Origin of the sequence: Ferrimonas aestuarii (genome assembly GCF_005116665.1) — a bacterium.
Taxonomy (GTDB): Bacteria; Pseudomonadota; Gammaproteobacteria; order Enterobacterales; family Shewanellaceae; genus Ferrimonas; species Ferrimonas aestuarii.
The window spans coordinates 594,679-618,585 of the sequence record NZ_SWCJ01000001.1 but is presented as its reverse complement, the minus strand read 5'-3'; the positions used below and the strand labels follow the sequence as shown (position 1 = coordinate 618,585).

The window sequence follows — 23,907 nt, the reverse complement described above, 5'->3', positions numbered from 1 at the left end:
ATCATGAACAAAACACTCCTTATTGGGCTTTGCCTATGGAGTCTGGTATCCACTGGAGCGGCAGCGCCGCTCCAGCTTACCGACATGACAGGACGCACCGTCGTCCTGTCTGCTCCAGCCAAGCGCCTAGTCACCACCTACATGCCCGCCACCATCTTTACCCTAAGCCTTGGCCTTCAGGATCAGTTGGTGGGGATCTCCAATCAGGATCAACGTCAGTCGCTGGTCAAAGGGTTACTTGCTGGCCGCTCGCCAGTTCAGGTAGGCAGTCGCTCCGCTGGCATCAACCTTGAAACCATCATCGGTTTAAAACCGGATCTGGTGCTGATTAACGACAAAAAGGACGGCGCTCGTCTGGCCGAACAGCTGCAACAACTTGGCATTGCCGCGCTGCTGATCAAAGCCGAGTCGTTAGAGCAGGTGCAACAAGCGATGGACCTTATCGCCAAAGCCACCGGCCATCAAGCCCAGGCACTGCGCTATCAGCAGCTCAGCGGCCAACTCATTGATGAGCTAACTCGCAAACTCGCCTCCACAACCCCAGTTCGTGGGTACTATGGCAATGGCGGCGACCTGTATCGCAGCGTCAATGCCCAGATGTATCAACATCAGCTGCTGGAGCTGGCCGGCATCACCAACGTTGCCGCCGACGTTCCCGGCTTTTACCCCAAAATTAACCTTGAGCAACTGCTGCGCTGGCAGCCAGAGATGCTGGTTTTGGAACAGGGCAAGAATGGCCGCCTAGCACAGCAGCTTAACGCCACCGAGCTGGCCTACCTGTCCAAGCTTCCCCGAGTCACCCTCCCCTCCGGTGCACTGTGGCACATGCCCTCGCCGGTGGCCGTTGCCGGAGCCTACTACCTCGCCAGTCAGGTACACCCTCAGCAATTTAACGACACCGACGTCAGCGCCGTTGTTGCGGACTTCTACCAGCAGCTATTGGGTCAGGCCTGCCTATCGCCGCTACCAGATACCAAAGACCCGGCCACCGGAGCACCATGCAAGCACGATTAAAGCTCAGCCAGCTGTCGAGTTTATTGCTGTTAACCACGATCATCGCCATCGCGGCGCTGCTTTGTGGTCGATTTGGCGTGACGGCTGCGGACTCTCTGTCGACCTTAAGCCGACTGCCAGAGGTACTTTGGGCGCTGATTACCGGTTCGCCTCTGCCGGTTGACCTCAGCCCAGAGCAACAGGTGATCCTACTGGTTCGTCTACCTAGGTTGCTAATGGCGCTGCTTATCGGCGCCGGATTGGCCATGGCTGGCACCTTGTATCAAGGTGTGTTTCGTAACCCACTGGTGTCACCAGACATTCTCGGTGTTACCTCCGGCTGCATGTTTGGTGCCGCCCTCGGCTTATTGTTGCCCTTTAGCAGCTGGTTAACGGTACAAGTTTTGGCCTTTGGTTTCGGTTTGGCGGCGGCGGCCATCGCCATCACCATGGCAAAAAAAGTGGGCAATAACAGCCTGCTGGTGATGATCATGACCGGCATCATCGTTGGCTCCCTGTTCGGGGCCGCGTTGATGATTCTAAAAATACTGGCGGATCCCTACGGCCAACTGCCCGCCATCGTCTTTTGGCTGATGGGCTCGCTCTCCACCAGCAGCTGGGGTAGCGTTGGCAAATTGCTACCCGCCATCATCATCGGTTACCTAATCGCCCATCTGCTGCGCTATCAGCTCAATGTGCTCTGCTTGGGCGACAAACAGAGCCAAAGTTTAGGCCTGTCTCCCGCGAGGTTAAGGCTGATACTGACGGTGATCAGTTCATTTGTGGTGGCGGCTTGCGTCAGCGTGGTAGGCCAAGTGGCGTGGATCGGACTGGTGGTACCCCACATGGTTCGAACCCTCACCGGTGCGGATCACCTCAAACTGTTGCCCCTTAGCACGCTAACCGGCGCCTGTTTTATGGTGGTGGCTGACGGCATTGCTCGTAGCAGCTTCAGCATGGAGCTGCCCGTCGGCATTGTAACCTCAATTATTGGCGCGCCCCTGTTCGCCTATCTGCTGTATCGCACCTCTTGGCATCGAGGTCATCATGCTTGATGTGTCAAACCTACAGTGCCACGTGGAAGACAAGCTTCTGCTTAATGCGCTGAGCTTCTCAGCCAAGCCCGGAGAGTTTGTTGCTATCCTCGGCGCCAATGGTGTCGGCAAATCCACCCTGTTTGACTGCCTGTTAGGCCAGCGCGACATCGCCTGTGGCGAAATCCGCATCGGCAAGCAAAGCCTTAAGGAGCTGGCACCAAGAGAGCTGGCAAAACGGGTTGCCTTAGTGCCCCAGCAGCAAGACACGGCGTTTGCCTTTAGCGGGCTGGATATGGTGCTGATGGGCGTCACTCCCTATCTTAGTGCCTTCGCAAGCCCCAACTCTGCCCATCACGCTCACGCGCGAACGCAGATGGCCGAACTTGGCATTTCCCATCTGGCAAAGCGTCAATACAACCAACTCAGCGGCGGCGAGCGCCAGCTGTTACTGCTTGCCAGGGCCATGGTGCAAAGTCAGCAATTGCTGCTGCTGGATGAGCCCACCAACCATCTGGATTATCGCAACCGCTACCGCATGCTGAATCTTGTCAAACAGGCTTGTCTGAAGAAGCAGACCTGCGTGGTGGCCATCCTGCACGATCCCAACCTGGCTCAGCTGTTTGCTGACAAGGTGCTGATGATGGACCACGGCTCTCCATTGGCGTTCGGCAACACCAGCGACGTAATGACGCCCTACAACCTTAGTCGCCTCTATGGCCTAACCACCGCATCCGCCGCCATTGCTCATCAGGAGGTCTTCATGCCCCAACATCTGCTCTGTTCAGAAGCGCCAAACTTGCTGCTATTGACCGGTGAATCGGGCAGCGGAAAAACCACGCTGCTTGAAAAGCTTATTACTGAAAACGTCGATGGCGACCTCGACCTTAACGGCATCATCTGCCCTGGAGAGATGCGGGATGGCCGCCGTTTCAGTAGCGACATCATCAATGTTCGCACTCTCGCCAGAACCCAATTTGGCCAGCGCCGCGACCAATTCGACCCCACCACCAACACCCGGTTTCAATTTTCGAAAGCCGGACTTGAGCTGGGTCTGGATGCCTTAACACCGCAAAGTGCCTCCCATATGGGGGTGTGGTTAGTGGATGAAATTGGGCCGATGGAGTTTAAAAACGGCGGTTTTGCCAAAGCCATCGCCGCCCTACTCTCGGAGCCAAAACGCAAGCAGATCTGGGTGGTTCGCCCATCACTGATCGAAAAAGCCATTGAGTATTGGCAGTTGGGCAACCCCAGCGTCGTCGAAGCGAGCGATCCCAATGCCTATGCCTTATTGCAGGAGTTTTGCCGCTCATGAGCCCACACCACGCCCATCCTAATCAACGGGCTCGCTTGACCCGAGCGCTGCCTCTGGCGAGATACTGGCCTTGGACTGTCAATGTTCTACTGGCTCTGTTTTCTGGCATCTGGCTGCTGCACTTAGCGCTCACGCTGCCGCAATTTCCCGTCAGCAGCACCCAATGCCTGCTGCTGATCTCAGCAGGCTTGCTGTGCGCACTGAGTGTACTGCCCTTAGCTGGAGGCCGAGCACACCGAAAGTTTCTGATGGTAACCGCAGGAGTCGCCTTGGCACTGCTGGTCATCGCTGCCAGCTTTACCACTCCTTCAGAGACCAGCGCCATGGGCGATTATCTGTGGGCTCAGTTGTTTTTCCTATCTCGGCCACTGACTCTGGGCTGCGTTATCGCCAGCGCCGTCGGCTATTGGCTGCTGCAAAGTCACCCGGATTCAGAGCTGAGTTTTAACTGTCACTTACTGGCGCTGCTCTCCGGCACGCTGTTCCTGGCAGGTGAGATCGCCGGAAGCTACTGGGCCATGCAAGGTTGGGGACACAGCTGGAGCTGGAGCAGTCACTTCTTCTTCTCCGCCCTGTTCTACCTGTTACTGATTTTGGTGTTTCATTTTCCGACTCGTTGGATGCGAACCCAGCAGCAACAAAACCGAGCTAAGGCGATGCTACTGAGCTTCATCGCCCTGCTGCAGCTGGGATATCGATTACTATGATGCGCCTTTTTAGTTCGATGCGCCTTGGTTGCGCGCTGCTGGTGTTGGCCGCCCTCTGGTTTGCCCTTGGGATGGGGCTTGCCGATCTTTGGGGCTATCGCTGGCCATTAAAACAGCTGAATCAGATGCCACTGATCCAGTGGGGGCCGTTGATGCAGGACAATCCGGTTTTGCTTCTCTGGTTACTAAGCCTAGTGTCACTGTTTGCCCTGCTGGGCATCAACACCTTGGTCTGCAGCTACAAAACGCTGTGGCCATTGTGGCGCCGAAAGAAGCTGCGTCATCGCCACTTCATGCTGCTGCCCATTCATCTGTTCACGCTGCTGGTGTTTGCCTGCCACGGCTTGGATATCCTCTGGGCTCACCATCCGCAACACGTGCAGCTCAAGGTGGGAGAATCGGCCCGGTTTGAAGGCCATCAAATTGAGCTAACCCAAATTGAGTATGGCAACGATCTGGCCTTGATTCGTCAAGACCAATCCGGGCACACCGCCGCGGGGCGAATCACCCGTCGAAGCCTAGAGCAGTTTGATCCCAACCTCAATTGGGCATTTTTGCGCATTATCCAAGAAGGCTCCATTCGACCCATTCATGGTCAAGCGGGCTTTTTGACGCCACTGACCTTTGGCAATCGCAGCATCACGCTGACCGATTTCTACGTGCCATTTGGCCAAGAAGATGATGCTCTCACGGTTAGCCTAACTCTGACCAACAATCCCCTCAGTGGCTGGTTTCTAGGTTGTTATCTGGCGCTGCTTATTAGCCTGATTTTGCATCTAGCCCATTTAGTCCTGTTTTCCTCACCCTCGGAGAAAGCCAGATGTTAACGGCTCTCATTTTTTGCGCCGCCACTGGCGTTAATGTGGATACCATCACCGACACCCTCAGTGCACCGATTGCTGAATCTGCCGCCATCGGCGTTAAAGCCAAACAGTGGCAACAACAAAAAGCGATTGAACACAGCGAACAGCAGCAGGCGCTGGCCGAGCTGTATTGGACCGAGTTTCAAATCGCCAAACTGGAACGTCAAGTCACCGAGCAGCAACAGCAAATTGCAACGCTAACCGACGAGCTCAACAACATTGATGCCATTGCTCAGCAGTTGGAGCCGAGTTTGGAGGTGTGGTACGCCGAGCTAGAGCGGCTGGTGGCCGCAGACATGCCGTTTCTTACCGAGGAGCGCCAGCGCCGCTTACGCTTTTTCCGCCAAAGTCTCGATAACGCCGACATCCCTCAGGCGGAGCGATTTCGTCGCCTCATGGAGGTGATCCAAATAGAAGTGGATCAGGGCTATGGCAGCGTAGTGGCCAATCACCCCATCCAATTGCAAGGGCAAAACATTCAGGTCACCAGTTTCCGCTTGGGTCGCCTGCTGTGGTTAGCTCAAAGCCAAGATGGCAGTGTGAATGCCTATTTCGATACTGCATTCGGCGGCTGGAAAACCCTAGATCCTCGTTACGCCAGCGCCATCAAGGACGCCATCGCCATCAGCAAAAACCAGCAGCGCGCCGAATTGCTGGCCCTTCCGCTGCCACATAAAGGGGAGCAATGATGAGCTCAAATTACCGCTTCTGTTTGATTGCAGCAGTCTTCACTGTGGTTGCCACTGCCAGCCATGGTCAAACTGGCTCCGCCCCAAAACAGCCAGAAGAGCCCTCTCTGGAAGCGCAGGTCAACGCTAAAGCCTTAAACATGCGGGCGAGTAACCAACAGTGGCAACAGCGGTTAACCCAAGAGCAGCAACAAACTCAAGCCACCACAGCCTCTCTGAAAACCGACCTAGCGAGTAAACAAGCCAAGCTCAAGCAACTGCAGAATACGCTTGCACAGCTGCAGCAACAAAAACAGCAGCTAAAGCAGAAAAAACAGCAGGCCGAAGCGGATCTTGAGTTGGTCCAAAGTAGCTATCAGCAGGCCCTTTCTGGCCTAGGTCAACGTTGGCAACACAGCACCACCGCCCAGCTGATGCCTCAAAGACAGCCTTGGTTGACGCAACAACTGGCAGCCCCTCACTTCCCCGCCATCAACGAGCTCAGCACCTTAATCGACTACGCCATGGCAGACATTCGCGCCAGCGCAGCCATCGAAACGCAAGACGCCACAGTAATTAACCGTAATGGTCAAAGCGCCAATGCCACACTGACCTTGCTGGGCACCGCCATGATTATGGCTACCCAAGGCAGTGACATTGGTCTGGTGGATAACGAAAACCGATTTATCGCCATCGATGGTGATGCCGCCGCCATAAACCACCAGTGGCTAGGTGGTGGCGACACCCTCATGATGGACATCAGCCAAGGGGCACTGCTGCCATTTCTGGCTGAGCCTCAAGGGCTGCTGCACACCATCAAACAGGGGGGCGAACTGCTGTGGCCACTGCTCGCGGTAGCTGCCGCTGGCATGCTGACGCTAATGTGGTGCGCGGCACGGCTGTTCTATTGGCGCCCCATCGGCGACAAAGAAGAGCAACATGAACCACAGGTTCTGACAGAGAATCATGACAGACGAACCCCGGCCAAATGGGTGCTGGCACAGGGAGCCTGTCATCAGGAGCTTCAGGGGATGGACTACGCCCTTAAACAGGGGATGTTGCATCAGGTAGGTCGATTTGAGCGAGGGCTAGGCTTAATTGGCCTGCTCGCCGCATTGGCGCCCATGTTGGGGCTTTTAGGCACCGTTAGCGGCATGATAGAGACCTTTCAAAGCCTAACTCAGTTTGGTAACAGCGAACCTAAACTGCTGTCCAGCGGCATCAGTAAGGCGCTGATTACCACTGAAGTCGGTTTGGTGGTGGCAATTCCCCTGCTACTGCTGCTGCACCCACTCAAGCGCCGAGCCCAGCGACTGACCCTGGACATGGAGCGCCACTGCGCGTGGTTGCTGGCTCAGCGGGCCAAAGGGCTGGCCGAACCAGAAGCCCGCGCAGCAGCGGCTGAGGGACCTCGCAGATGAATCACTGGCTCCATCATCAATCGGCGGCGCTACTGTCTTACTTGCAGCAAGGCGGCCCGGTCATGTGGCCGCTGCTGCTGTGCTGTTTTGCCATGCTCTACCTGGCCGCCGACATGTTGTTTTCCCAAAGCGCCGACAAGCTTCCCAGCCACACAACAAATGGTGAATTGGGTTGGTTGGAGCAGCGCCTTGATAAGCTCAATCTCGAGTCGGCACTGTGGCACCAACAGGGACAACTGCAGGCCATTACCTTGCTGGCAACAACCGCGCCGCTGTTGGGGCTGCTGGGCACAGTCAATGGCATGATCACCATGTTCAGTGCCCTCTCCTACACCGGTCTGCACGATGGAAAAGCCCTGTCCGATGGCATCGCCATGGCGATGATCACCACTCAGACCGGCCTGCTTATTGGTGCCCCTGGGCTTTTGATGGCGTTTTTGTGGCGTCGGCGCTTGGCCAAGACCCGCAGCCAATGGGCCAGACTCAGTTGCCCAACCACTTCGGAGCCACATCATGTTAAGTAACCGCTTTACTCAAAACAGTGATAACGAGATAAACATGACCCCGATGCTGGATGTGGTGTTTATCTTGCTGATCTTTTTTATCGTCTCCACCAGTTTTGTCCGCCTGCACAACATTGACATTGACCGTCCCAAAGCGAGCAGCAGTGAAGCGACACCGGGCACGCCGCTGATATTAACCATCGATGCCAGTGGCCGCCTCTATTGGCAACAGCAGGAGCTGGACATCTACTATTTGCCCGCCACTCTAAAACAGGTCGCAGTCACCACCAGCCATGCACAGCTGCTGATTGTGGCAGACAGCCGCACACCAACTGGCGTCACCATCAAGGCGCTGGACATCGCCAAGCAAGCGGGCATTAGCAACAGCTCGGTGGCCACAGAGCCTGTAGGTAGCCGTCCATGATCTCTAAGCTGGTCAATGTCTTGGGCCGATTAATGTTGGCGCTGCCCCTGTGCTATTTGCTGGTCATCTATCTGCCCCAAGCGCTCAACCACAGCCAGCAGGTCGCGCCGCAAGCCGCGACAAGTAGATCGATTACCCCCATCACATTGCCGCCGCCAGCACCGAAGCAAAAGCCCAAACCGGTCACGCCCAAGCAGGTAAAAATCAATACTAAGCCGCAGCCACTGGCGTTAAGCCCAACCTTGACCCAAACGTCGACCGTGGTCGTTGAAATGGCCCCCATTGCCCTGATTGAACCGAGGTTAACTCAGCTCACTGCCCCGCCGTTAACACAGGGATTGGCCAGCCTTCAGGATGTGGACAGTCCACCCAAGTTGCTTCATTACGTGGCACCGCAAATGCCTGTGGCCGCTCGCAGCCAAGGCATTGCTGGCAAAGTCACCTTAAGGTTGGTCGTCAGCGAAACCGGAGAGGTGATGGAGGCAGAAGTGCAAGCCGCTGAGCCTGAGCACCTATTCGACCAAGCGGCGCTCACCGCCGCCAAACGCTGGCGATTTAAGCCGGCGGAGATCAATCAACAAGCCGTATCGGTGTATGTAGATGTGCCCATCAATTTTCAACTTAACTAATGCTCGCTGGATCAGGGCATGGATAAGCGCAGCCTTACTTGGGTGGTGCTTGCCTGTCGTTGCCACTCCCCAAGGTCTGTCAGGGCTTCAATATCAAGTGGTAAAACAGGCGTCAAAGCTGCTCGAGCAAGGAGAGCCTCTACTGGCTGCAGAGCTTATCGCCCCGCACTTGGATAAGGCCTCGGTGCCCGCCCCTCTGTTTCACTATGGCTGCCGCGCCTATCAAGAAGCGAACAACCGAGACAGTGCTAGTCGCTGCTGGCAACAGGGGCATAGGCATCATCCTCATGACCCACTGATCATTCAATCGCTAGCCGAACTTTGGCTTGGCCAGCAACGCTTTGCCGAGGTGGCCAAGCTGCTGTCTAGGGTACCCAGGGCGAAACAGGATCTGGCCCTGCGTTACCTGCATGGCTATGCCCTATATCAACTCAACGAGTACGCCAAAACCCTATCGGTGCTGACTCTGGACAATAACCCCCAAGGCAAGACCCAGCAGCCTTACCATTGGTGGCCCATCAAAGCCTACGCCCTATTGGCACTGGAGCGTTGGCAAGGGCTTAATCAACTACTTAAGGCATGGTTGTCGCAGCCCAATTTGAGCCACAGTGATGAGCTTCAGGCTTGGCAATTGCTGGCTCAAAGCCATCTGCAACAGCAGCATTTCACTCAAGCGGCGGCGGCGCTGGAAACCGTACGCCTGCTGCAGCCACACTCTCAACTTCATCAAAAGGCGCTGTTTCCACTCTACGGACAACTGCACGCTTTTGACCTAGCATCAGAATGCTTAGCCCTTTCTGGTGACGCTCTGAGCCTCAACTGCCTCTACTTTGGGCTGTGGTCTGGTCATTACCAGCAAAGCTTTGATGCCAGCGAACGCATGGCAAAGGGGCAGGAATTAACGTCAACAGAGCAAGATCAACTCACACTGCTGCAAGGGCAATTACTGGCGGCATTAGGCAAAGCCACACAAGCGCGAGCCAAATGGCAACAGGTAGGCATTGGCACCTTGTCTGGGCGAGACGCTAACACCTTAAAAACTCAGCGTCAGCAACGGCTACGACACCGTGCTCAAGCGCTGCTGGCCATCGCCCAAAGTCATTGGCTTAGCGGCCAATGGCCTGAAGCTGAGCTGAGCTACCGAGAGCTAGGCCAACTCAGCGGTTACCACAGTACCGCCACCAGCCTGATTCGCGCGCTGAACTACTACACTCAGCCGCAATAGCCACAACGGAAAAAGGCCGCAGAGTTGCCTCTGCGGCCCAATCTTATTATCTGCCTCGTTTACTTAAACGCAGAAAGCGTCAACTCTTGAGCTTCGATGGTTACCTGATTGGCATCGAAGGTTTCCGACTGCTCAACGATGCCTAAACGAGGATTAAACCAACGGGTAGCCTTGCTGGAGAACTCCATGGAGTCCATCTCATCACAACGCAAATTGTAGGTATTTTTCTCTTCCAGATAGGCCGTTTCAACCTTCTTACCAGACACGCTAAGGGTTTTACGAACCCCAGTTTCATTAATGCTTTGCTGCCAGTGGGTTTTGCACACCGCAGTATCAGGGAGATTGTCCAGCCATTCGTAGCCTTCAAAATCTTCCAGCATCACTTTAATTAGCCCACCGCTCAATGTCAGAGATTCTGAAATGGTATCACCACCGATTGAGATGTTTGGATCATTCTCTTTGACGTCATCACCGCTCAAGCGAAATAACGGGCTGGTCTTCATCAAATCGACCATCTTAAACGCATTTCGACCAGCAACATAAGCGTCATCGATTTCATGCAGCGCGCCATCGGTCCCTGCGAAATACAGTGAATGGCTAATCTCACCGCCGTTGTTCTCATCGCTAAAGTAGAACTTTTTAACACCGAAATTCACGAGATCATTAACGATGGGGATAAACAGCTTGGCATCTTCAGACTGCTCTAGAACTTCGAGCAGTTGTTCGCTGGTTAATACCTTATATGCAATGTCAAACTTATTGGGTGTCGCTTTATTGCGACTCAGCTCATAACTCCATTTCTCAGTAAGAGTTGGCGCAAACTTGGCATTTTTTATTGGGTAATCAACCGTCACCTTTGTGCCTTTATCCCCACCGGAGGAACCGGAGGAACCGGAGGAGCCTCCGCCACAGCCGTATAAAGTTAGGGTGGCAATGGCAAGAATCGAGAGCGTTTTTCGCATAGTGTGGCAATCCTAATTGAGTCCCCTAGGCGGGGAATTGACGTTTGCACGCATCTTAGGGTCGCCATCTCAATCAGGGCAAAAAACAAAAACAAACGGGGAGTAACAAAAGCCTAATTTTGTACTTATACCACTGATTTAATTAGGGTTGGTTATCGACCCCACATTGGAGCAATGCTCCTCAATCAGGCTGCGCCAGCGTCGTACCAACACCTCATCTTTAACGCTTATCTTAAGCTCGGTCCATGGCTTCAAACAGGTTTGTTTCGACTCCGGCTGAGACAAACGCTCAAACAGCGCCTCGGACGGCATCACCCGAAGTAAAGCCACCAAGGACTCCATATAATTAAGGCGAAACTGGTCCAGTTTATTTTGCTTAAATGCAATATGGGAAACAAAGGTGTAGATGAGCGCATTTTGGATTAATGAATCCCCAAGAGGCGTCGTCAGCAGAGCCTTCGCCTTATCCAACTTACCCACTTTATAATGCAATAATCCCATCCATAAGCTGAGTTCATCTGGCAAAATATCAAACGCCAATTGCGTTTTATCAATGAACGTTTCAATGACCGCATCATCACGCTCAAACAGGGCCAAATGGCGAGCCAATGTATTGGCGGTAAACTCATCCATTGTCGAGATTTGATCCAGTGACACCTCTCCTCTCATCAGCAAATCAGTATGCTTCTCAGATAACTGCCAATGACTCTTAGATGGCTTCGGCAAATTAAAGTAGGCGACCATATCTGCGTGAATCCGAAATAGATCCGACTGCAATTCTGCCACTCGAATTCGATACTGATGGCGAAATGCCAGTTTGTCCGATGACGGGTTTATCACGCTAAGCTGCGCTTTTAAGATTCCAGCCTCCGAGCCATCTTTCAGCTCCAGATTCACCAGGTAATCGCTGGTTCGCATATTTCGAGCACCGGGGAAAAACGGTGTTTGTGTTAACGGATCCAAAAAGTAGCTGGGCGCATCCTGGTTGGCGATGTCTGTGTACGGGTATTCCACCTGTTGCTGAAGCAAGATGGCTTTCACAGCAGTACGATATGCCGTTGCCGTAGGTCCAAGCACATCTATGCGATTTAGCAGCAGCTCCACCTTAGGAATGAGGGACTGAGTTCTCGCCTCTTGTGAGGAGACCCCTTGCTGCTGCCACACCACGGCTAAAAGTGCTACCACACAGCAAAGTAACGCGAGGCAGCAACCGTACGCCAACTTAAGCTGGCGACGAGAAGGTTCAGTTTGGCTTTCGGCCACAGGCTCTGCCGCTGGCGTTTTCTGAGGCAAGGATTGATTAAGGCCAACACTGGCAGGATTGAGAAAGTAACCCTTACGGGGATAGGTAACCAGCAATTTAGCGGCATCTTCATCGGGCATCTGCTCTTGAAAGATCGCTCTTAAAGTACTGATGCGGTTGGTGAGTACATTCTTAGAGATGTACTTACTCTGCCAGATGGCATCAATAATGTCACTGGAGGCCATGGGCTGGCCAACGCTAGTGAGCAGCAACTCAAGCAACTCAAGGGTGCGCGGCTCCAGATCAATGGGCTGCCCCTGTTTTGACAACGTTTGCGTTTTCGGGTGATAGATCAGTTGGGCAATCGCAATTGAGCTGCCGCTGGATTTTGCTTGTTCGAGGAGGTTGTGCATGCCATCACTGGAGAGTTAAACGTGACGGCACAGTATAAAGCGATTGCCTGCAAAAATCTTGAGGCCGTCTTTAATCGCCTCACAAAACTTAGATGAAAAACATGGGGTACCAGCTTATTTTGGTACCCCACGCGCCGCAGGCCTGATTGCCCACCGCGATAGTGTGTAGCCAGTACCCGAAATGGCATTTATCCGCGATTGGCGGTCAATGAAGCTCGAAACTTCTGCAGTGCGTCCATCTCTTCAGGGGTTGGCTGATATTTGATTTCACAGCGTGGATCGAGTTTTTGCAGCAGGCGTTTGACCTCCAGCGACAGCGGAATCGGGTCACAGCCATGGTCACTTTCACATACGAAATCGTATTTAGGCTCGGCCTTAATATGGCAAGCGAAGCAGTTGCCGCCAAAGCGATTTTCCACGTCAACAAAGCCGCGCTTATGAATAACGGAGCCTTCTGGAGAGACATTTAGCTCAAAAAATTCCCAATCGTTAGTTGCTGCACTAAAGCCCTTGGGGTGCTTAACCATCACCTCAGTAGGAACCAGCTGCACCACAGAGCCAGGAGGATAAACGCCCTGCTCCGCCTCGGCGATGGCCACGGTATCGGCCAACTTGCCCTCAATGAGGTTATCAACGTAAAAGCCACGAACCGGTGTCATATCGGTAATGCACTGAAAGTCTTCTGCATTAACCTCAAGTTCGGCCGCTACCCCACTGACACTGATAAGGGCACCTAAAGCCAAGGTCATTAGCGATTTCATAAAACGTTCCTTTTAATTAGATTGCGAACAACTTAGTTGCCAGCAACTCAAATTGCAACCATTTCCAGATCATCAAATCACTAAAGGTGATCAACCCCTCAGAAATGGTTCTCCACCTAATACTGAGAATCACGTTCGAAATCGAATTGCGTTAATGGAACAGGGCATGACTCATCACTGGTGCCAGGTTGCAATCGAGCCGGTGTCACTGGCGTTGAGTCAAAGTAGGCACATAAGTCGCTGTTAAAGCAAAGTGCAAGCGAGAGCACCGACGTCCTTCACGAGGGAGGCGAAGGGAAATTCAGAGAGCAGCAATACTGGGCGCAGAGAATAAAACACCCGACTAGGGGTCGGGTGTGAAAAAGGTTTACGTAAGTGACGCTGGTTATTGGTGCCCCCATGGTACCGGCGGCAGCGCAACCGGTTTCGTCAGATCAAAGTCGACCCGAAAGTATCGGTTTTCTCTGGTTAGGCGATAGCTAAACTCATCGTTGGTCAGATACAGGTGCCACACATTGGTGATGGAGGCCTCAAGGCCGTTTTCGCGAAAGTTATTAATCGAATGTGCATCAACTGGAAACGACTGTTCGTTGGCGCTGCCCATGGTTGCGGTCATGCCGCCATACATCGTCACCTTGTCTTCACTGCCATCTTGATGTCGATGGTCGTGGGCCAAATGTAAGCCATAGGGCGTTTTACTGATTACCCAGGTTCGAGAGTGATCCTCTCCCACGTGAAATGGCACCTTAATCACTTCATCACTGCATTCGCGCACGTGCATCACCAACACTTGACTGCTGAAAGCGGAATCATGACTGTTGCCAGCGGTTACCACGCCTTCATAGGCGTTACCACAATGGGCCGATAACGCCTCAAAAAACTGGTTTTGCTCACTGGTGGTGGCCGCCGCAGAGCTCACCATTGCCATACCAATAATGGCGCTACAAAGCGCAGGAAAAGCTTGGATTGTCATTATTGTTATTCTCCATCCTTGGGCGAACAGGCCCTGATAAGTGAAGCGCTAACTTAGCATAAGCCAATGAAAATATGGAAGTTACCCAGTCAGCTGCGCAATTAAGTTTCCAACTGGGCCTGAGCCAACTCCCAGCAAAAGGTTTCTTCAACCCAACAATTACCGTAGAGTGTTGTGAAGCAACAAACTGATAACAATAACGAAAACACGGCAGAGGGAAATTCTGCCGACGGCAGCCTACATCACGCAAGCAAGCGTCAATGGCGGCCCCTGAACGTAAAGGATTGATATGACCCGCAACGATTCCCCATCGCCAAGCCCGGTCGGCTCGACAGCATCCACCCGCAAATCCGCAAGCCTAATCGATGCCCTACTGCCAGTTGTGGTGTTGATTCTCTTATTGGCACTGTCGGTATACCTATTTGGCGACGACTCCTCCTCTGGCGCGAACCAGATTGCTCTGATGCTAGGTGGCGGTTTAGCCACCCTGATTGGTCTTAAAAATGGCTACCGCTGGGCCGATATTGAAGCCGGTGTCACTAAGGGCATGAGCCTGACTCTAGGGGCGTTTTTAATTCTGTTCTCCATTGGCGCATTAATTGGAACCTGGCTACTGGCGGGCACCGTACCCAGCATGATCTACTTCGGCCTGCAGCTACTTAATCCGGATCTGTTTTATGTCTCCAGCTGCATTCTATGCGCCGTGGTCGCGCTGTGCATCGGCAGCAGCTGGACCGTGGCCGCCACCATTGGTGTCGCCCTAATAGGCGTGGCTACCGGCATGAACCTTTCACCGGTGATTACCGCAGGTGCCATCGTCAGCGGCGCGTACTTTGGCGATAAGCTGTCACCGCTTTCCGATACCACCAACCTTGCCCCCGCCATTGCCGGCGCCGATCTGTTCAGCCACATTCGTCACATGCTTTGGAGCACGGTTCCGGCTTTTCTGGTCAGTCTGCTGCTGTTTACCCTGCTTGGTCTGCAAGACGGTGGCGACTTCTCTCCAGAGCGCCTTAATCAACTGACTCAGGGGTTAGAGCAACACTTTGCCCTGGGTTGGCATCTGCTGCTACCACTGGTGATCACCTTAGGGCTGGCTCTGGCCAAGGTACCTGCCTTTGCTGCCATCAGCATCGGTGCCATCGTCGGTGGCTTCTGGGCTCTGCTGTTTCAGCAGCAGCTGATCGCAAACTTGGCTGCCGAGGGCCCAACATGGCAACAGAACGTGATGGTGATCTGGCAGGCTCTCTATCAAGGTGTCAGCATTGATACTGGTAATAGCGATCTGAACGATCTGGTCAGTGGCGGTGGCATGGGCTCCATGCTCGGCACCGTGTGGCTTATCATGACCGCCATGTATTTTGGCTCAGTGATGGAGACCACTGGGCTGCTTAAGCGCTTAGTTGAGGGGCTGATTGCCGCAGCACACAGTGGCGGCCGACTGATCGTCACCACCATCTTCACCGCCTTTGGGGTCAATGTTATCTCTGCGGATCAGTACATCTCGGTAGTCATGCCAGCACGCATGTTCAAAGGGGCTTATGGGGAGCGCGACTTAGCGCCAGAGAACCTCTCCCGTGCTATTGAAGATGGCGGCACCGTCACCTCAGCGCTGATCCCGTGGAATACCTGTGGTGCCTACATGCATTCGGTATTGGGGGTGGGGCCGCTGGAGTATGCGCTCTACGCGTTCTTTAACTGGCTAAGCCCGCTGGTGGGCATTGTCTGCGCCCTGTTTGGCTGGAAAGTGCTTAAACTGCCTCAAGCCAAAGCTGGCCTTGAGCAGTTACAGCAGCGCTCGACTGGCAACCAAAATCCCGCCTCCGCCTAACCCTTTGCCCTGTTGCTCACCACGCCACAACCTAATGGCGTGGTGAGTGTTAAAGTCCATAGGAATGAATTCCAAAAAGCGCCCTTCCACTCAAAATTGGCATCTCAGCTGCTTATGGCACCATTGACGCCCCTATCTTTGCCGCATTTTTTCATGCTTTAGGGTAGACTCGCCGCCCTCGCCGATTCGATAACGGCGCCCTTCCTCCAGCAACCAGTGAGAACACCACCTTGAGCATTTTGTTTTCAGAAACTCGCATCGGCAACATGACGCTGAAGAACCGTTTTGTCCGCAGTGCAACCTGGGAAAATATGGCGACAGAGGACGGTCACATGACCGACACCCTGTATGACATCTATGAAGAGTTGGCCCAAGGGGAAGTGGGCCTGATCGTCACCGGTTACGCCAATGTGGTCAAAGAGGAAAAGCCCAATGCAGGCATGATGGGGATCTACGATGACTCCTTCATAGAGGGCTATAAAAAGTTGACCGACTTGGTGCACCAATATGGTACCAAGATCGTCAAGCAGATCGCTTATGGTGGCACCAAAACCACCTTTGAGGTTGGCGAGCGCACCATTTTCGCCCCAAGTGACGTCCCTGAGCGCGGCACCCAAACCCAAGGGAAGGCGATGACCAAAGAGGAGATTCACTACATTGTGACCGCCTTTGCCAATGCCTGTAAACGTGCCAAAGACGCGGGGTTTGATGGTGTCGAGATCCACGGGGCTCATACCTATCTTATCAACCAGTTTCTCAGCCCCTACTACAATCGCAGACAAGATGAGTATGGCGGCAGCTTAGAAAACCGCATGCGTTTTCTGATGGAGATCTACCAAGAATCCCGCAAACTGGTTGGCAACAGGTTCCCAATTCTGGTGAAACTGACCGCCAGCGAATTCTTTGATGGCGGCCTCACCTTTGAGGAAACTCGAATTATCTGCAGAAAGTTGGAGCAGGTCGGCGTCGACGCCATTGTGCTCTCCGGTAACATTCACGGCAAAGCAGACACCATGGTGGGCCAAAAATTCGATGGCCATACCCTGCAAGGCGAAGGTTATTTCCGAGAATATGGCGAAGTAGTCAGTCAGGAGTTGACCATTCCGGTGGTCACCGTCGGCGGTCTAAAAGACTTCAATGCCATCGAACAGTTGGCAACAAGCTCTAACATTCAGATGTTTGCCCTATCGCGGCCACTGCTATCTGAGCCCAAACTGATTCAGCGCTGGCAACAAGGGGATTTCTCTGCCATTGAGTGCGAGCGCTGCTCTAAATGCCGTACCAAACGGGGCAACTTCTGCATCGTCAATAAAGCCCGCAAAAAGGCGCTGTTTGGCTGAGTTCCCCCGCTAACTAAACCAACGGCCGCATCATGCGGCCGTTTTGCTATTCCGTTTCTACCCTCTCATGCCAGCGACACAACATCTTCATGATCGCCATGGAATCGTCACGGTTGGCCGCTGGGTAGCAGAGTTCAATCTCGCCCCCCTCAAGGGCATCAATGACGTGACGAACCTGATACAAAAACGCATCGCCCTGTGCATCCACCTCTACGACTCGCTCTGGCTGTTCATACTCAGCCACCACTAAGCGATTGTTTGCCGCCGGCAACCACGGATTGCTGTCACAGCGCAGGTACCCTTTGCTACCGAGCAGCTCAAACTGATGCTTAAGGCCGTAGTCTTCGGCGGTGTGAAGCTGGGCGACCACGCCGCAATCAAACTGCAGCGCCACATTGGACTCGACCACATTGCCATCCTCACCAATTCGACCAAATCCCGTTAGCTCTGGTAGCGCTTTGGTGGTCACGTTGAGGTGACTCAGAACTCGGTGCAGCAGCGACAATGGGTAACAACCAAGGTTAAACAGCGCGCCTTTACTGCCGGGGTTGGTGAACTGAGAGATCGCCGCGCTGTAACTGGCTTGAACGCTCTTAAGTTCACCAATGACTCCAGAATCTAACTGATTGAGCAGCTCTGCCACCAGCGGATGATTTAGATACATCAAGCCCTCGGCGAAAAATACCTGAGCCTGTTCCACCGCAGCCAGAGCCGCCTTGGCGCTAACCACATCCACAGACAATGACTTTTCGCACACAATCGCCTTGCCCGCATTGGCCGCCATGATGACGTAGTCAGTATGCAGGTGATTGGGCAGCGCGATGTAAACAATGTCGACCTCATCACTGCGAATAAGCGCCTCATAATCGGTGTAGCGCCCTGCAATCTGATGCTGATTGGCGAACTCAGTCAAGCGCTCCTCATTGCGGCCAGCGACTGCGGTGATCTCGCTTCGTCCCTCTAGGCGGATGGCATCGGCCATCACACCGGAGATAAAACTGGTGCCCACTAGGCCCCAGCGCAGTGATTGACTCATGACTGTGCTCCTAAATAGTCCGTACTGATCAGCGTGCCTTCTGACACCGACACCAGCTCGGTAATGCCAGACTCGATAAAGGCTTGGGTGTGCTCTGCAGCAAAATGAGCTTGCTGCGCCTCAGCATCTCGATACTGCTCCCAAAGAATCACCGATCTGGGGTCACTGGCCTCTTGCATGGCATGAGCAAAACCACAGCCGAGTTCGCTGCGCATATCAGCGCAAAACTGACTAATGGCTTCAAGGCCTTGCTGAAGGTCAACCTCGGGCAATAACCGCAATTTTGCGGTCAGACTGATGGGATTGGACATGATTTGACTCTCACTGATGGCTCAATAGCACCAGATTAATTGACTGCCCCCAGTAGAAAAACCATTATTGGTTACCAACTTTATAAACCAATAGTGTTTAATCATGGATAAGATCCACAGTATGAAGGTGTTTGTGGCGGTGGCCGAGCAGCGCAACTTTGCTCGCGTTGCCGAGCAGTTCAACCTCAGTGCCACCATGGTTGGCAAACACATCCGCAGCCTAGAACAGCGCCTTGGCACCAGCTTGATTAGCCGTACAACACGGCGACAAACCTTAACGGAAGCGGGTCAATTCTACCTTGCTGAGTGTCGACAGATGTTGGAAAAGATGCAACAGGTGGAAGAGGAACTGCAGCGCATTACCAAACAGCCTAGGGGCCTAGTCCGACTGAACGCCCCAGTTACCTATGGCAACTTGGTGATTGCCCCGCTGATGGCCGACTTACTGGCTCAGCATCCAAAGATTGATATCGAGCTGCAACTGGATAATGCCCGCATCAAGTTCGATGAACAGGTTGACCTATTGATTCGCATCGGTGAGTTAGGGGAAACCGCCCTTATTGCTCGACCTCTAGGCTACTACCCACTTTGCTATTGCGCATCGCCACAGTACCTCAAACAACACGGCGTACCGAGCCACACCAAAATGCTTGTGGAGCATCACTGCCTTGGCTTCGATGGCGGCAGCGGCCAGCGTTTGTTACCTCGGCCTCGACTCACCACCAACAGTGGCAATGTCTTAAAACAAGCGGCATTAGCAGGGGGCGGCGTAATCCTTCAGCCTAAGTTACTGCTTCAGGATGCACTGGACAGTGGCGAACTGGTGGAGATTCTTAGCGATTATGCACCGGCTCCGATGCCGATAAATCTGTTGTATCAACCGGGGCAGCAGCCCCTAAAAAACCTTACCGTTATCGAGTTTTTGATGGACCGTTTAGGCAATCACTGAGCCAAGACTTCCCTGCTCTGAGCCTAAATGACTAGAGAGTGACAACGAATGATGAGAACAGACAACTCGCCAATCAGCTGCGCTTAAGGCGCACCACTTTCATCACTTCGATCTCCATTCCGGCAACCGACTCGGTGGTGGGATAATAGGTCAAATTCATCCGCGCCCCTTTGAGGCTTTGATAGGGCTGCTTGCGCTTGTACTTAAAGGGCACGTTGTGGCCCTCAATCATTAAGGTATTGAGGTACCACTCATCCTGCTGGCGCTGAACGTGGGAGCTAACTTTTTGAAACGCGCTGTGAACCAACTGCTTGTGACTGGCCAGCATCTTATCTACCTGCTTGCTCACGCATCCCCCTCATTGCCAGCTCGGTTCAATCGCTCAACCACCATCCAACATTGATCCCGTAACTGATCCAGCTGAGCAGATTCAATTCCCGCTTTGGCTTCCAACTGAGATTTCAATTGGCAGGCTTGCTGTTTTAGTGCTCTGCCCGACTCAGTCAACGCGATCACCTTACGCCGCTCATCCTGCTCACTGATTCGGCGCGATAGCATGCCTTTGGCTTCGAGGCGTTTCACCACCGGCGTCAAACTGCCAGGGTCAAGCATCACCTGTTCCGATAAAGACTTGAGGCTAACCCCATCTTCCAACCACAAGCTTTGCAGCACCAGATACTGGGAGTAGGTTAGATCAAACTGCTCCAGAAGGGGGCGGTAGGCTCGAGTGATGGCATTGCTGGCGCTGTAGATAGCAAAACAGAGGTTATCAGACAGTTTCGGTTTCATGAGCTCTCCTTGATTGGCGCCACAGTGTAACCAAATTCATCGGGCAAACAAAATAGTTAGCGCACAAACCATTTGATCGCAAACCTAAATTGACTTAGGATGCTCTCAATTAATTAGCGCACAAAACATTTAATTTCTGATAAGGATATTCGATGCAAACTCAAGTGGTTACCCTTAAACAGCGCCCACAAGGCCTGCCAAATTCAGAGCACTTCGAACTGCAATCCCAATCACTACCTGAGCTGGCTGACGGTCAATTACTGGTAAAAAACCTGTGGATGTCCGTTGACCCTTACATGCGCGGCCGCATGATCGACCGTAAAAGCTACATCGCCCCATTCGCCATCGGCGAAGCCTTAGAGGGCGGTGCCATCGGTGAAGTGATCGCCTCGAACCACAGCGATTTTGCCGTTGGCGACAAGGTCAGCAGCATGCTGGGCTGGCGTAACCACTTTATCAGCGACGGCGAAGGCCTCACCAAAGTGCCAGAAACCGGCCTGCCGCTGCAGTATTTCCTTGGCATCATGGGCATGCCAGGCATGACCGCTTGGGTCGGCCTGAATAAGATTGCCGAGCTAAAAGCTGGCGATACCGTATTTGTATCTGCCGCTTCCGGCGCCGTTGGCAGCGCCGTGTGTCAAATCGCCAAACTCCAAGGTGCCACGGTCATCGGATCTACCGGCTCAGCTGATAAAGTAGAACTGCTGAAGTCCCTGGGTGTTGATAAGGTAATCAACTACAAGCAGGTAGAGGATCTCAATGTCGCCCTTGGTGAAGCGGCCCCAAACGGCATCGACGTCTACTTTGAGAATGTGGGTGGCGAGCATCTAGAAGCGGCGCTAAACCACATGAACGATTATGGCCGCATTGCCCTGTGCGGCATGATTGCCCACTACAACGCCATGGAGCCTCAAGCTGGCCCGACCAACCTGGCTAACCTCATCATCAAAAAGCTAAAAATTGAGGGCTTCATTGTCTTCGACCATTGGCAGCACTATGGCGAATTTGCCGCCCAGATGGGTCAATGGTTGGCCGAAGGTAAAGTAAAAAGCGAAGAGACCGTTTATCAGGGTTTGGAAAACGCCGCAGAGGCTTTCATTGGCCTGTTTTCCGGTAAAAACACCGGCAAAATGCTGGTACAACTGAATCCATAAATTGCATTGAGTTATCGACTGGTCACTCGGGCTGCTCCTTCCTTCCCGGCCTGAGTGACTGGTCCCCTTGTCCCTTCCACCACACCGCCCGCCAAAGTTCTACAATTAACTCAAACTTCGTCATCTCTGGAGTGGGTTATGCATCATCACGCCCTGCTCAACGTCATCAAGGCCAGCCAGAACTGGATCAATCAATTCAATCATCAAAATATCAGCTACTGCGCTGCCAGCTACACCGAAAACGCCATCTTAAAAGTAACGCCACTGGGAGAATTTCAAGGACGTCAGGCCATTCATGACTTTTGGCAAGGCATTCTGGATTCCGGTGCCTACGACCTTCACTACCAGCAAACTTGGATTAAATTGATCGATGACGATAACGCTCATCTGGGTGCCAATTGGCAAATGAATATCGGCTACGGCGTCATCACCTTGGAACATTGGCAACGGCAAAATGATGGCCATTGGAAACTGATTTACGACCAATTTTCATTGCAGACAAACTGACCAGATTTGCAACCTTGGGCGACTGTGGTTAGTTTAGAGCTTTGGATAGCTACGATAAGAAGCCACATGGATTGTTTGCAGTTTACTCCGGTTGCTCCGCCAAACACCGATGAAGTCGATGCACTAAAGCAGGGACTTATCGGCTTTAATGACGCCGTTGCAGGCAGCCTTCAACACGAAACCATCTCCTGTTTCGTCAAAGATGAACAAGGGCAGATCTGTGGCGGTATCGCTGGCGAGCTCAAGCTTGGCTGGTTACATATCGACGGCATCTGGGTGTTGGAGCATCTTCGTCGTCAAGGCGTCGGAGCGCGGCTGCTGGCGCAACTTGAAGCCTTCGCCGATGCCAGAGGTGCCCACGGCATCTTCATCAAAACCACCAATTACCTCGCTTTAGAGTTCTACCAACAGATGAGCTATCACAAGTTTGCTCAGCTCGATGACATGCCCCCTGGCTACACCAGCTTTTTCCTGAAAAAGGAGCTGCACGCCGAGGTCTAGCCCTTGGTGTTCATCATCTGCGAATTCAAACTGTCGGTACCTAACAAGTAGTCAAATAGCGGCCAGGTGATATTAAAATTGACTCGATTCATCATCGATGGGTGGTGATGAATCAGGTGCCGCAACCGCATCCTGCGTAAAAAACCAATTCGAAACACCCAGCTCTGCTCAGGCAGGTGCCAGCAGAAATGAGCCACCTCATACCACAAGTAGGCGGCCACCGTTGTCATCAGCCACAAATACCCCACCGCAGGACCGAACAGCAGTGACAACCCCCACGCCACTGCACCATTGGCGGTCGCTACCGCCACGATCAGATACAGGGGAAACAGCACCACCCGCCAGTCGCGATGATCTCGCCACAGGGGATCGAGGTGAGTAAAAAATCGATGATGTTCGCCACTGTGACGTTCATAAAACAGCGGCAATATTCGAGTTCGTTTGTGTCCAAGCTGGCGATGGGCAAAATACTCCAAACCATTGGCAATGATCAGCGCAGCTACCACCGTCAGCAACGGCTGGCAATTGGTCAGCTCCAACTTCCACACACAATAACCGATGATCCCAAGGCCAATGGCCAAGACACAAATCCCATGACCATAGCCGTGATAATGAGGACCAATCCCTTGACGATACCGTTGCTGAAACTGACGCTGCTGCACTAATCTGTCCATTGAGCCTGCCCTGATCATTTTTCAACCAACTGATTTAGGTTCAAGTTATCGGTCTCCCCCGCTCAATTCAAGTCGAAGATGATTTCAACCTCAGCAATTGATGGTCATTCACAACTTATCGCCTCAAGTTAAGCGCCGATATTCAATTCTTGTGAGATAATGGCTAGGCGTTTTTTAACATTAGTTTTTGGCATGTTTATCGATTCCATCCGCAGTGACGACTGGCCACACATTGTTGCCATCCAAGCTCAGGTCTACACCGAATTCGAACCAGAGCGGCTTTGCGTCTTACAACAAAAGTGGCAACTAAGCCCAGAGACCTGTTTTGTGGTTCGAAATGAGTTGGGACAAGCCCTAGCCTATCTGCTCAGCCATCCGTGGCAGGGAGACTCCCCACCCCACCTAGACCAAACCCTATCTACAGAGTTGGTAAAGGGCGATTGCCTCTATCTGCACGATTTGGCGGTTAGCCCAACACTTAAAGGCCAGGGCGCAGGAAAGGCGCTGTTTGCAGCGCTACTTAACGCGGCTGATGAGTTCTCAAAAATGCAATTGATTGCGGTGCAAAATGCCAGCAGTTACTGGCAAAAACACCAATTTATTCGGCTCAAATCAGCGCCGACCTGCTATGGTAGCGGGGCACAGTTGATGGAAAGAGTACTCAACCATTAGCTGAAGCGG

27 protein-coding genes are annotated in these 23,907 nt (G+C 53.1%); 18 read left to right on the top strand and 9 right to left on the bottom strand.

From position 1 onward, the window contains the following. Positions 1–3 precede the first annotated feature (3 nt). From FCL42_RS02785 to FCL42_RS02735, 11 genes are read left to right on the top strand one after another with little or no spacing between them, the layout of a single operon-like run. Positions 4–1,014, top strand: coding sequence for an ABC transporter substrate-binding protein (locus FCL42_RS02785; RefSeq protein WP_136861838.1), 1,011 nt, complete (start codon positions 4–6; stop codon positions 1,012–1,014). After that, positions 999–2,048, top strand: a complete 1,050-nt coding sequence (locus FCL42_RS02780) for a FecCD family ABC transporter permease (protein WP_136861837.1) — start codon at positions 999–1,001, stop codon at positions 2,046–2,048. Before FCL42_RS02785 ends, FCL42_RS02780 begins: the two co-directional genes overlap by 16 nt. Next, positions 2,041–3,342, top strand: coding sequence for an ATP-binding cassette domain-containing protein (locus FCL42_RS02775; protein WP_136861836.1), 1,302 nt, complete (start codon positions 2,041–2,043; stop codon positions 3,340–3,342). The genes FCL42_RS02780 and FCL42_RS02775 overlap by 8 nt, the downstream gene beginning before the upstream one ends. Next, a complete protein-coding gene (locus tag FCL42_RS02770; protein WP_136861835.1) occupies positions 3,339–4,049 on the top strand; it encodes a hypothetical protein in 711 nt (236 codons plus the stop codon). Before FCL42_RS02775 ends, FCL42_RS02770 begins: the two co-directional genes overlap by 4 nt. Continuing rightward, a complete protein-coding gene (locus FCL42_RS02765; protein WP_136861834.1) occupies positions 4,046–4,876 on the top strand; it encodes a hypothetical protein in 831 nt (276 codons plus the stop codon). Before FCL42_RS02770 ends, FCL42_RS02765 begins: the two co-directional genes overlap by 4 nt. Continuing rightward, entirely contained in the window at positions 4,870–5,601 is a 732-nt protein-coding gene (locus FCL42_RS02760; protein WP_136861833.1) for a DUF3450 domain-containing protein, read from the top strand. The genes FCL42_RS02765 and FCL42_RS02760 overlap by 7 nt, the downstream gene beginning before the upstream one ends. Then, positions 5,601–7,001, top strand: coding sequence for a MotA/TolQ/ExbB proton channel family protein (locus FCL42_RS02755; protein WP_169308262.1), 1,401 nt, complete (start codon positions 5,601–5,603; stop codon positions 6,999–7,001). Before FCL42_RS02760 ends, FCL42_RS02755 begins: the two co-directional genes overlap by 1 nt. Next, positions 6,998–7,525, top strand: a complete 528-nt coding sequence (locus FCL42_RS02750; RefSeq protein ID WP_136861831.1) for a MotA/TolQ/ExbB proton channel family protein — start codon at positions 6,998–7,000, stop codon at positions 7,523–7,525. Before FCL42_RS02755 ends, FCL42_RS02750 begins: the two co-directional genes overlap by 4 nt. Then, positions 7,515–7,928 (top strand): ExbD/TolR family protein, encoded by a 414-nt coding sequence (locus tag FCL42_RS02745; RefSeq protein WP_136861830.1) that lies wholly within the window; start codon positions 7,515–7,517, stop codon positions 7,926–7,928. The genes FCL42_RS02750 and FCL42_RS02745 overlap by 11 nt, the downstream gene beginning before the upstream one ends. Continuing rightward, complete coding sequence (locus FCL42_RS02740) at positions 7,925–8,557, top strand: energy transducer TonB (protein WP_136861829.1); 633 nt, start codon at positions 7,925–7,927, stop codon at positions 8,555–8,557. The genes FCL42_RS02745 and FCL42_RS02740 overlap by 4 nt, the downstream gene beginning before the upstream one ends. Before the next feature lie 49 nt (positions 8,558–8,606). Next, positions 8,607–9,782: a tetratricopeptide repeat protein gene (locus FCL42_RS02735; protein WP_136861828.1), complete on the top strand. Its 1,176-nt coding sequence runs from the start codon at positions 8,607–8,609 to the stop codon at positions 9,780–9,782. Between the two features lie 59 nt (positions 9,783–9,841). On the opposite strand, the gene FCL42_RS02730 is transcribed toward FCL42_RS02735, so the two are convergent. From FCL42_RS02730 to FCL42_RS02715, 4 genes are all read right to left on the bottom strand, one after another. After that, positions 9,842–10,744 carry a hypothetical protein gene (locus FCL42_RS02730; RefSeq protein WP_136861827.1) on the bottom strand — a complete coding sequence of 301 codons (903 nt, stop codon included), beginning with the start codon at positions 10,742–10,744 and terminating at the stop codon, positions 9,842–9,844. Between the two features lie 138 nt (positions 10,745–10,882). Beyond that, positions 10,883–12,400: a winged helix-turn-helix domain-containing protein gene (locus FCL42_RS02725; RefSeq protein WP_136861826.1), complete on the bottom strand. Its 1,518-nt coding sequence runs from the start codon at positions 12,398–12,400 to the stop codon at positions 10,883–10,885. Positions 12,401–12,588: 188 nt separating this feature from the next. Further along, positions 12,589–13,161, bottom strand: coding sequence for a hypothetical protein (locus FCL42_RS02720; RefSeq protein WP_136861825.1), 573 nt, complete (start codon positions 13,159–13,161; stop codon positions 12,589–12,591). A gap of 385 nt (positions 13,162–13,546) precedes the next feature. Further along, positions 13,547–14,089: a hypothetical protein gene (locus tag FCL42_RS02715; RefSeq protein WP_136861894.1), complete on the bottom strand. Its 543-nt coding sequence runs from the start codon at positions 14,087–14,089 to the stop codon at positions 13,547–13,549. Positions 14,090–14,423: 334 nt separating this feature from the next. Here FCL42_RS02715 and nhaC point away from each other — a divergent pair, with 334 nt between their 5' ends. After that, positions 14,424–15,965, top strand: coding sequence for a Na+/H+ antiporter NhaC (nhaC, locus tag FCL42_RS02710; RefSeq protein WP_136861824.1), 1,542 nt, complete (start codon positions 14,424–14,426; stop codon positions 15,963–15,965). A 230-nt stretch (positions 15,966–16,195) separates the two neighbouring features. After that, on the top strand, positions 16,196–17,305 hold the full coding sequence (locus FCL42_RS02705) for an NADH:flavin oxidoreductase (protein ID WP_136861823.1): 1,110 nt from the start codon (positions 16,196–16,198) through the stop codon (positions 17,303–17,305). Positions 17,306–17,351: 46 nt separating this feature from the next. Here the strand turns inward: FCL42_RS02705 and FCL42_RS02700 are convergent, their stop codons facing one another. Beyond that, complete coding sequence (locus FCL42_RS02700) at positions 17,352–18,341, bottom strand: Gfo/Idh/MocA family protein (protein WP_205729207.1); 990 nt, start codon at positions 18,339–18,341, stop codon at positions 17,352–17,354. After that, positions 18,338–18,652, bottom strand: a complete 315-nt coding sequence (locus tag FCL42_RS02695) for a putative quinol monooxygenase (protein WP_136861822.1) — start codon at positions 18,650–18,652, stop codon at positions 18,338–18,340. The genes FCL42_RS02700 and FCL42_RS02695 overlap by 4 nt, the downstream gene beginning before the upstream one ends. 103 nt (positions 18,653–18,755) lie before the next feature. On the opposite strand from FCL42_RS02695, the gene FCL42_RS02690 reads away from it, so the two are divergent. After that, positions 18,756–19,601 carry a LysR family transcriptional regulator gene (locus FCL42_RS02690; RefSeq protein WP_136861821.1) on the top strand — a complete coding sequence of 282 codons (846 nt, stop codon included), beginning with the start codon at positions 18,756–18,758 and terminating at the stop codon, positions 19,599–19,601. Positions 19,602–19,674: 73 nt separating this feature from the next. On the opposite strand, the gene FCL42_RS02685 is transcribed toward FCL42_RS02690, so the two are convergent. Both FCL42_RS02685 and FCL42_RS02680 read right to left on the bottom strand, forming a co-directional pair. After that, complete coding sequence (locus FCL42_RS02685; protein WP_169308261.1) at positions 19,675–19,950, bottom strand: hypothetical protein; 276 nt, start codon at positions 19,948–19,950, stop codon at positions 19,675–19,677. After that, on the bottom strand, positions 19,947–20,390 hold the full coding sequence (locus tag FCL42_RS02680) for a MarR family winged helix-turn-helix transcriptional regulator (protein WP_136861820.1): 444 nt from the start codon (positions 20,388–20,390) through the stop codon (positions 19,947–19,949). Before FCL42_RS02680 ends, FCL42_RS02685 begins: the two co-directional genes overlap by 4 nt. Before the next feature lie 152 nt (positions 20,391–20,542). Here FCL42_RS02680 and FCL42_RS02675 point away from each other — a divergent pair, with 152 nt between their 5' ends. The 3 genes from FCL42_RS02675 (at position 20,543) to FCL42_RS02665 (ending at position 22,552) form a co-directional block, all read left to right on the top strand. Next, a complete protein-coding gene (locus FCL42_RS02675) occupies positions 20,543–21,544 on the top strand; it encodes an NADP-dependent oxidoreductase (protein ID WP_136861819.1) in 1,002 nt (333 codons plus the stop codon). 138 nt (positions 21,545–21,682) lie between these two features. After that, entirely contained in the window at positions 21,683–22,051 is a 369-nt protein-coding gene (locus FCL42_RS02670) for a Cif family virulence factor (RefSeq protein WP_136861818.1), read from the top strand. Positions 22,052–22,117: 66 nt separating this feature from the next. After that, positions 22,118–22,552, top strand: a complete 435-nt coding sequence (locus FCL42_RS02665) for a GNAT family N-acetyltransferase (protein ID WP_136861817.1) — start codon at positions 22,118–22,120, stop codon at positions 22,550–22,552. Here the strand turns inward: FCL42_RS02665 and FCL42_RS02660 are convergent. Continuing rightward, the gene (locus tag FCL42_RS02660; RefSeq protein ID WP_169308260.1) at positions 22,549–23,226 is read right to left on the bottom strand and encodes a sterol desaturase family protein; all 678 of its coding nucleotides are present in this window, start codon (positions 23,224–23,226) and stop codon (positions 22,549–22,551) included. The two genes, FCL42_RS02665 and FCL42_RS02660, sit on opposite strands and share 4 nt — an antisense overlap. 192 nt (positions 23,227–23,418) lie before the next feature. On the opposite strand from FCL42_RS02660, the gene FCL42_RS02655 reads away from it, so the two are divergent. Next, positions 23,419–23,898 carry a GNAT family N-acetyltransferase gene (locus FCL42_RS02655; RefSeq protein ID WP_169308259.1) on the top strand — a complete coding sequence of 160 codons (480 nt, stop codon included), beginning with the start codon at positions 23,419–23,421 and terminating at the stop codon, positions 23,896–23,898. Positions 23,899–23,907 lie beyond the last annotated feature (9 nt).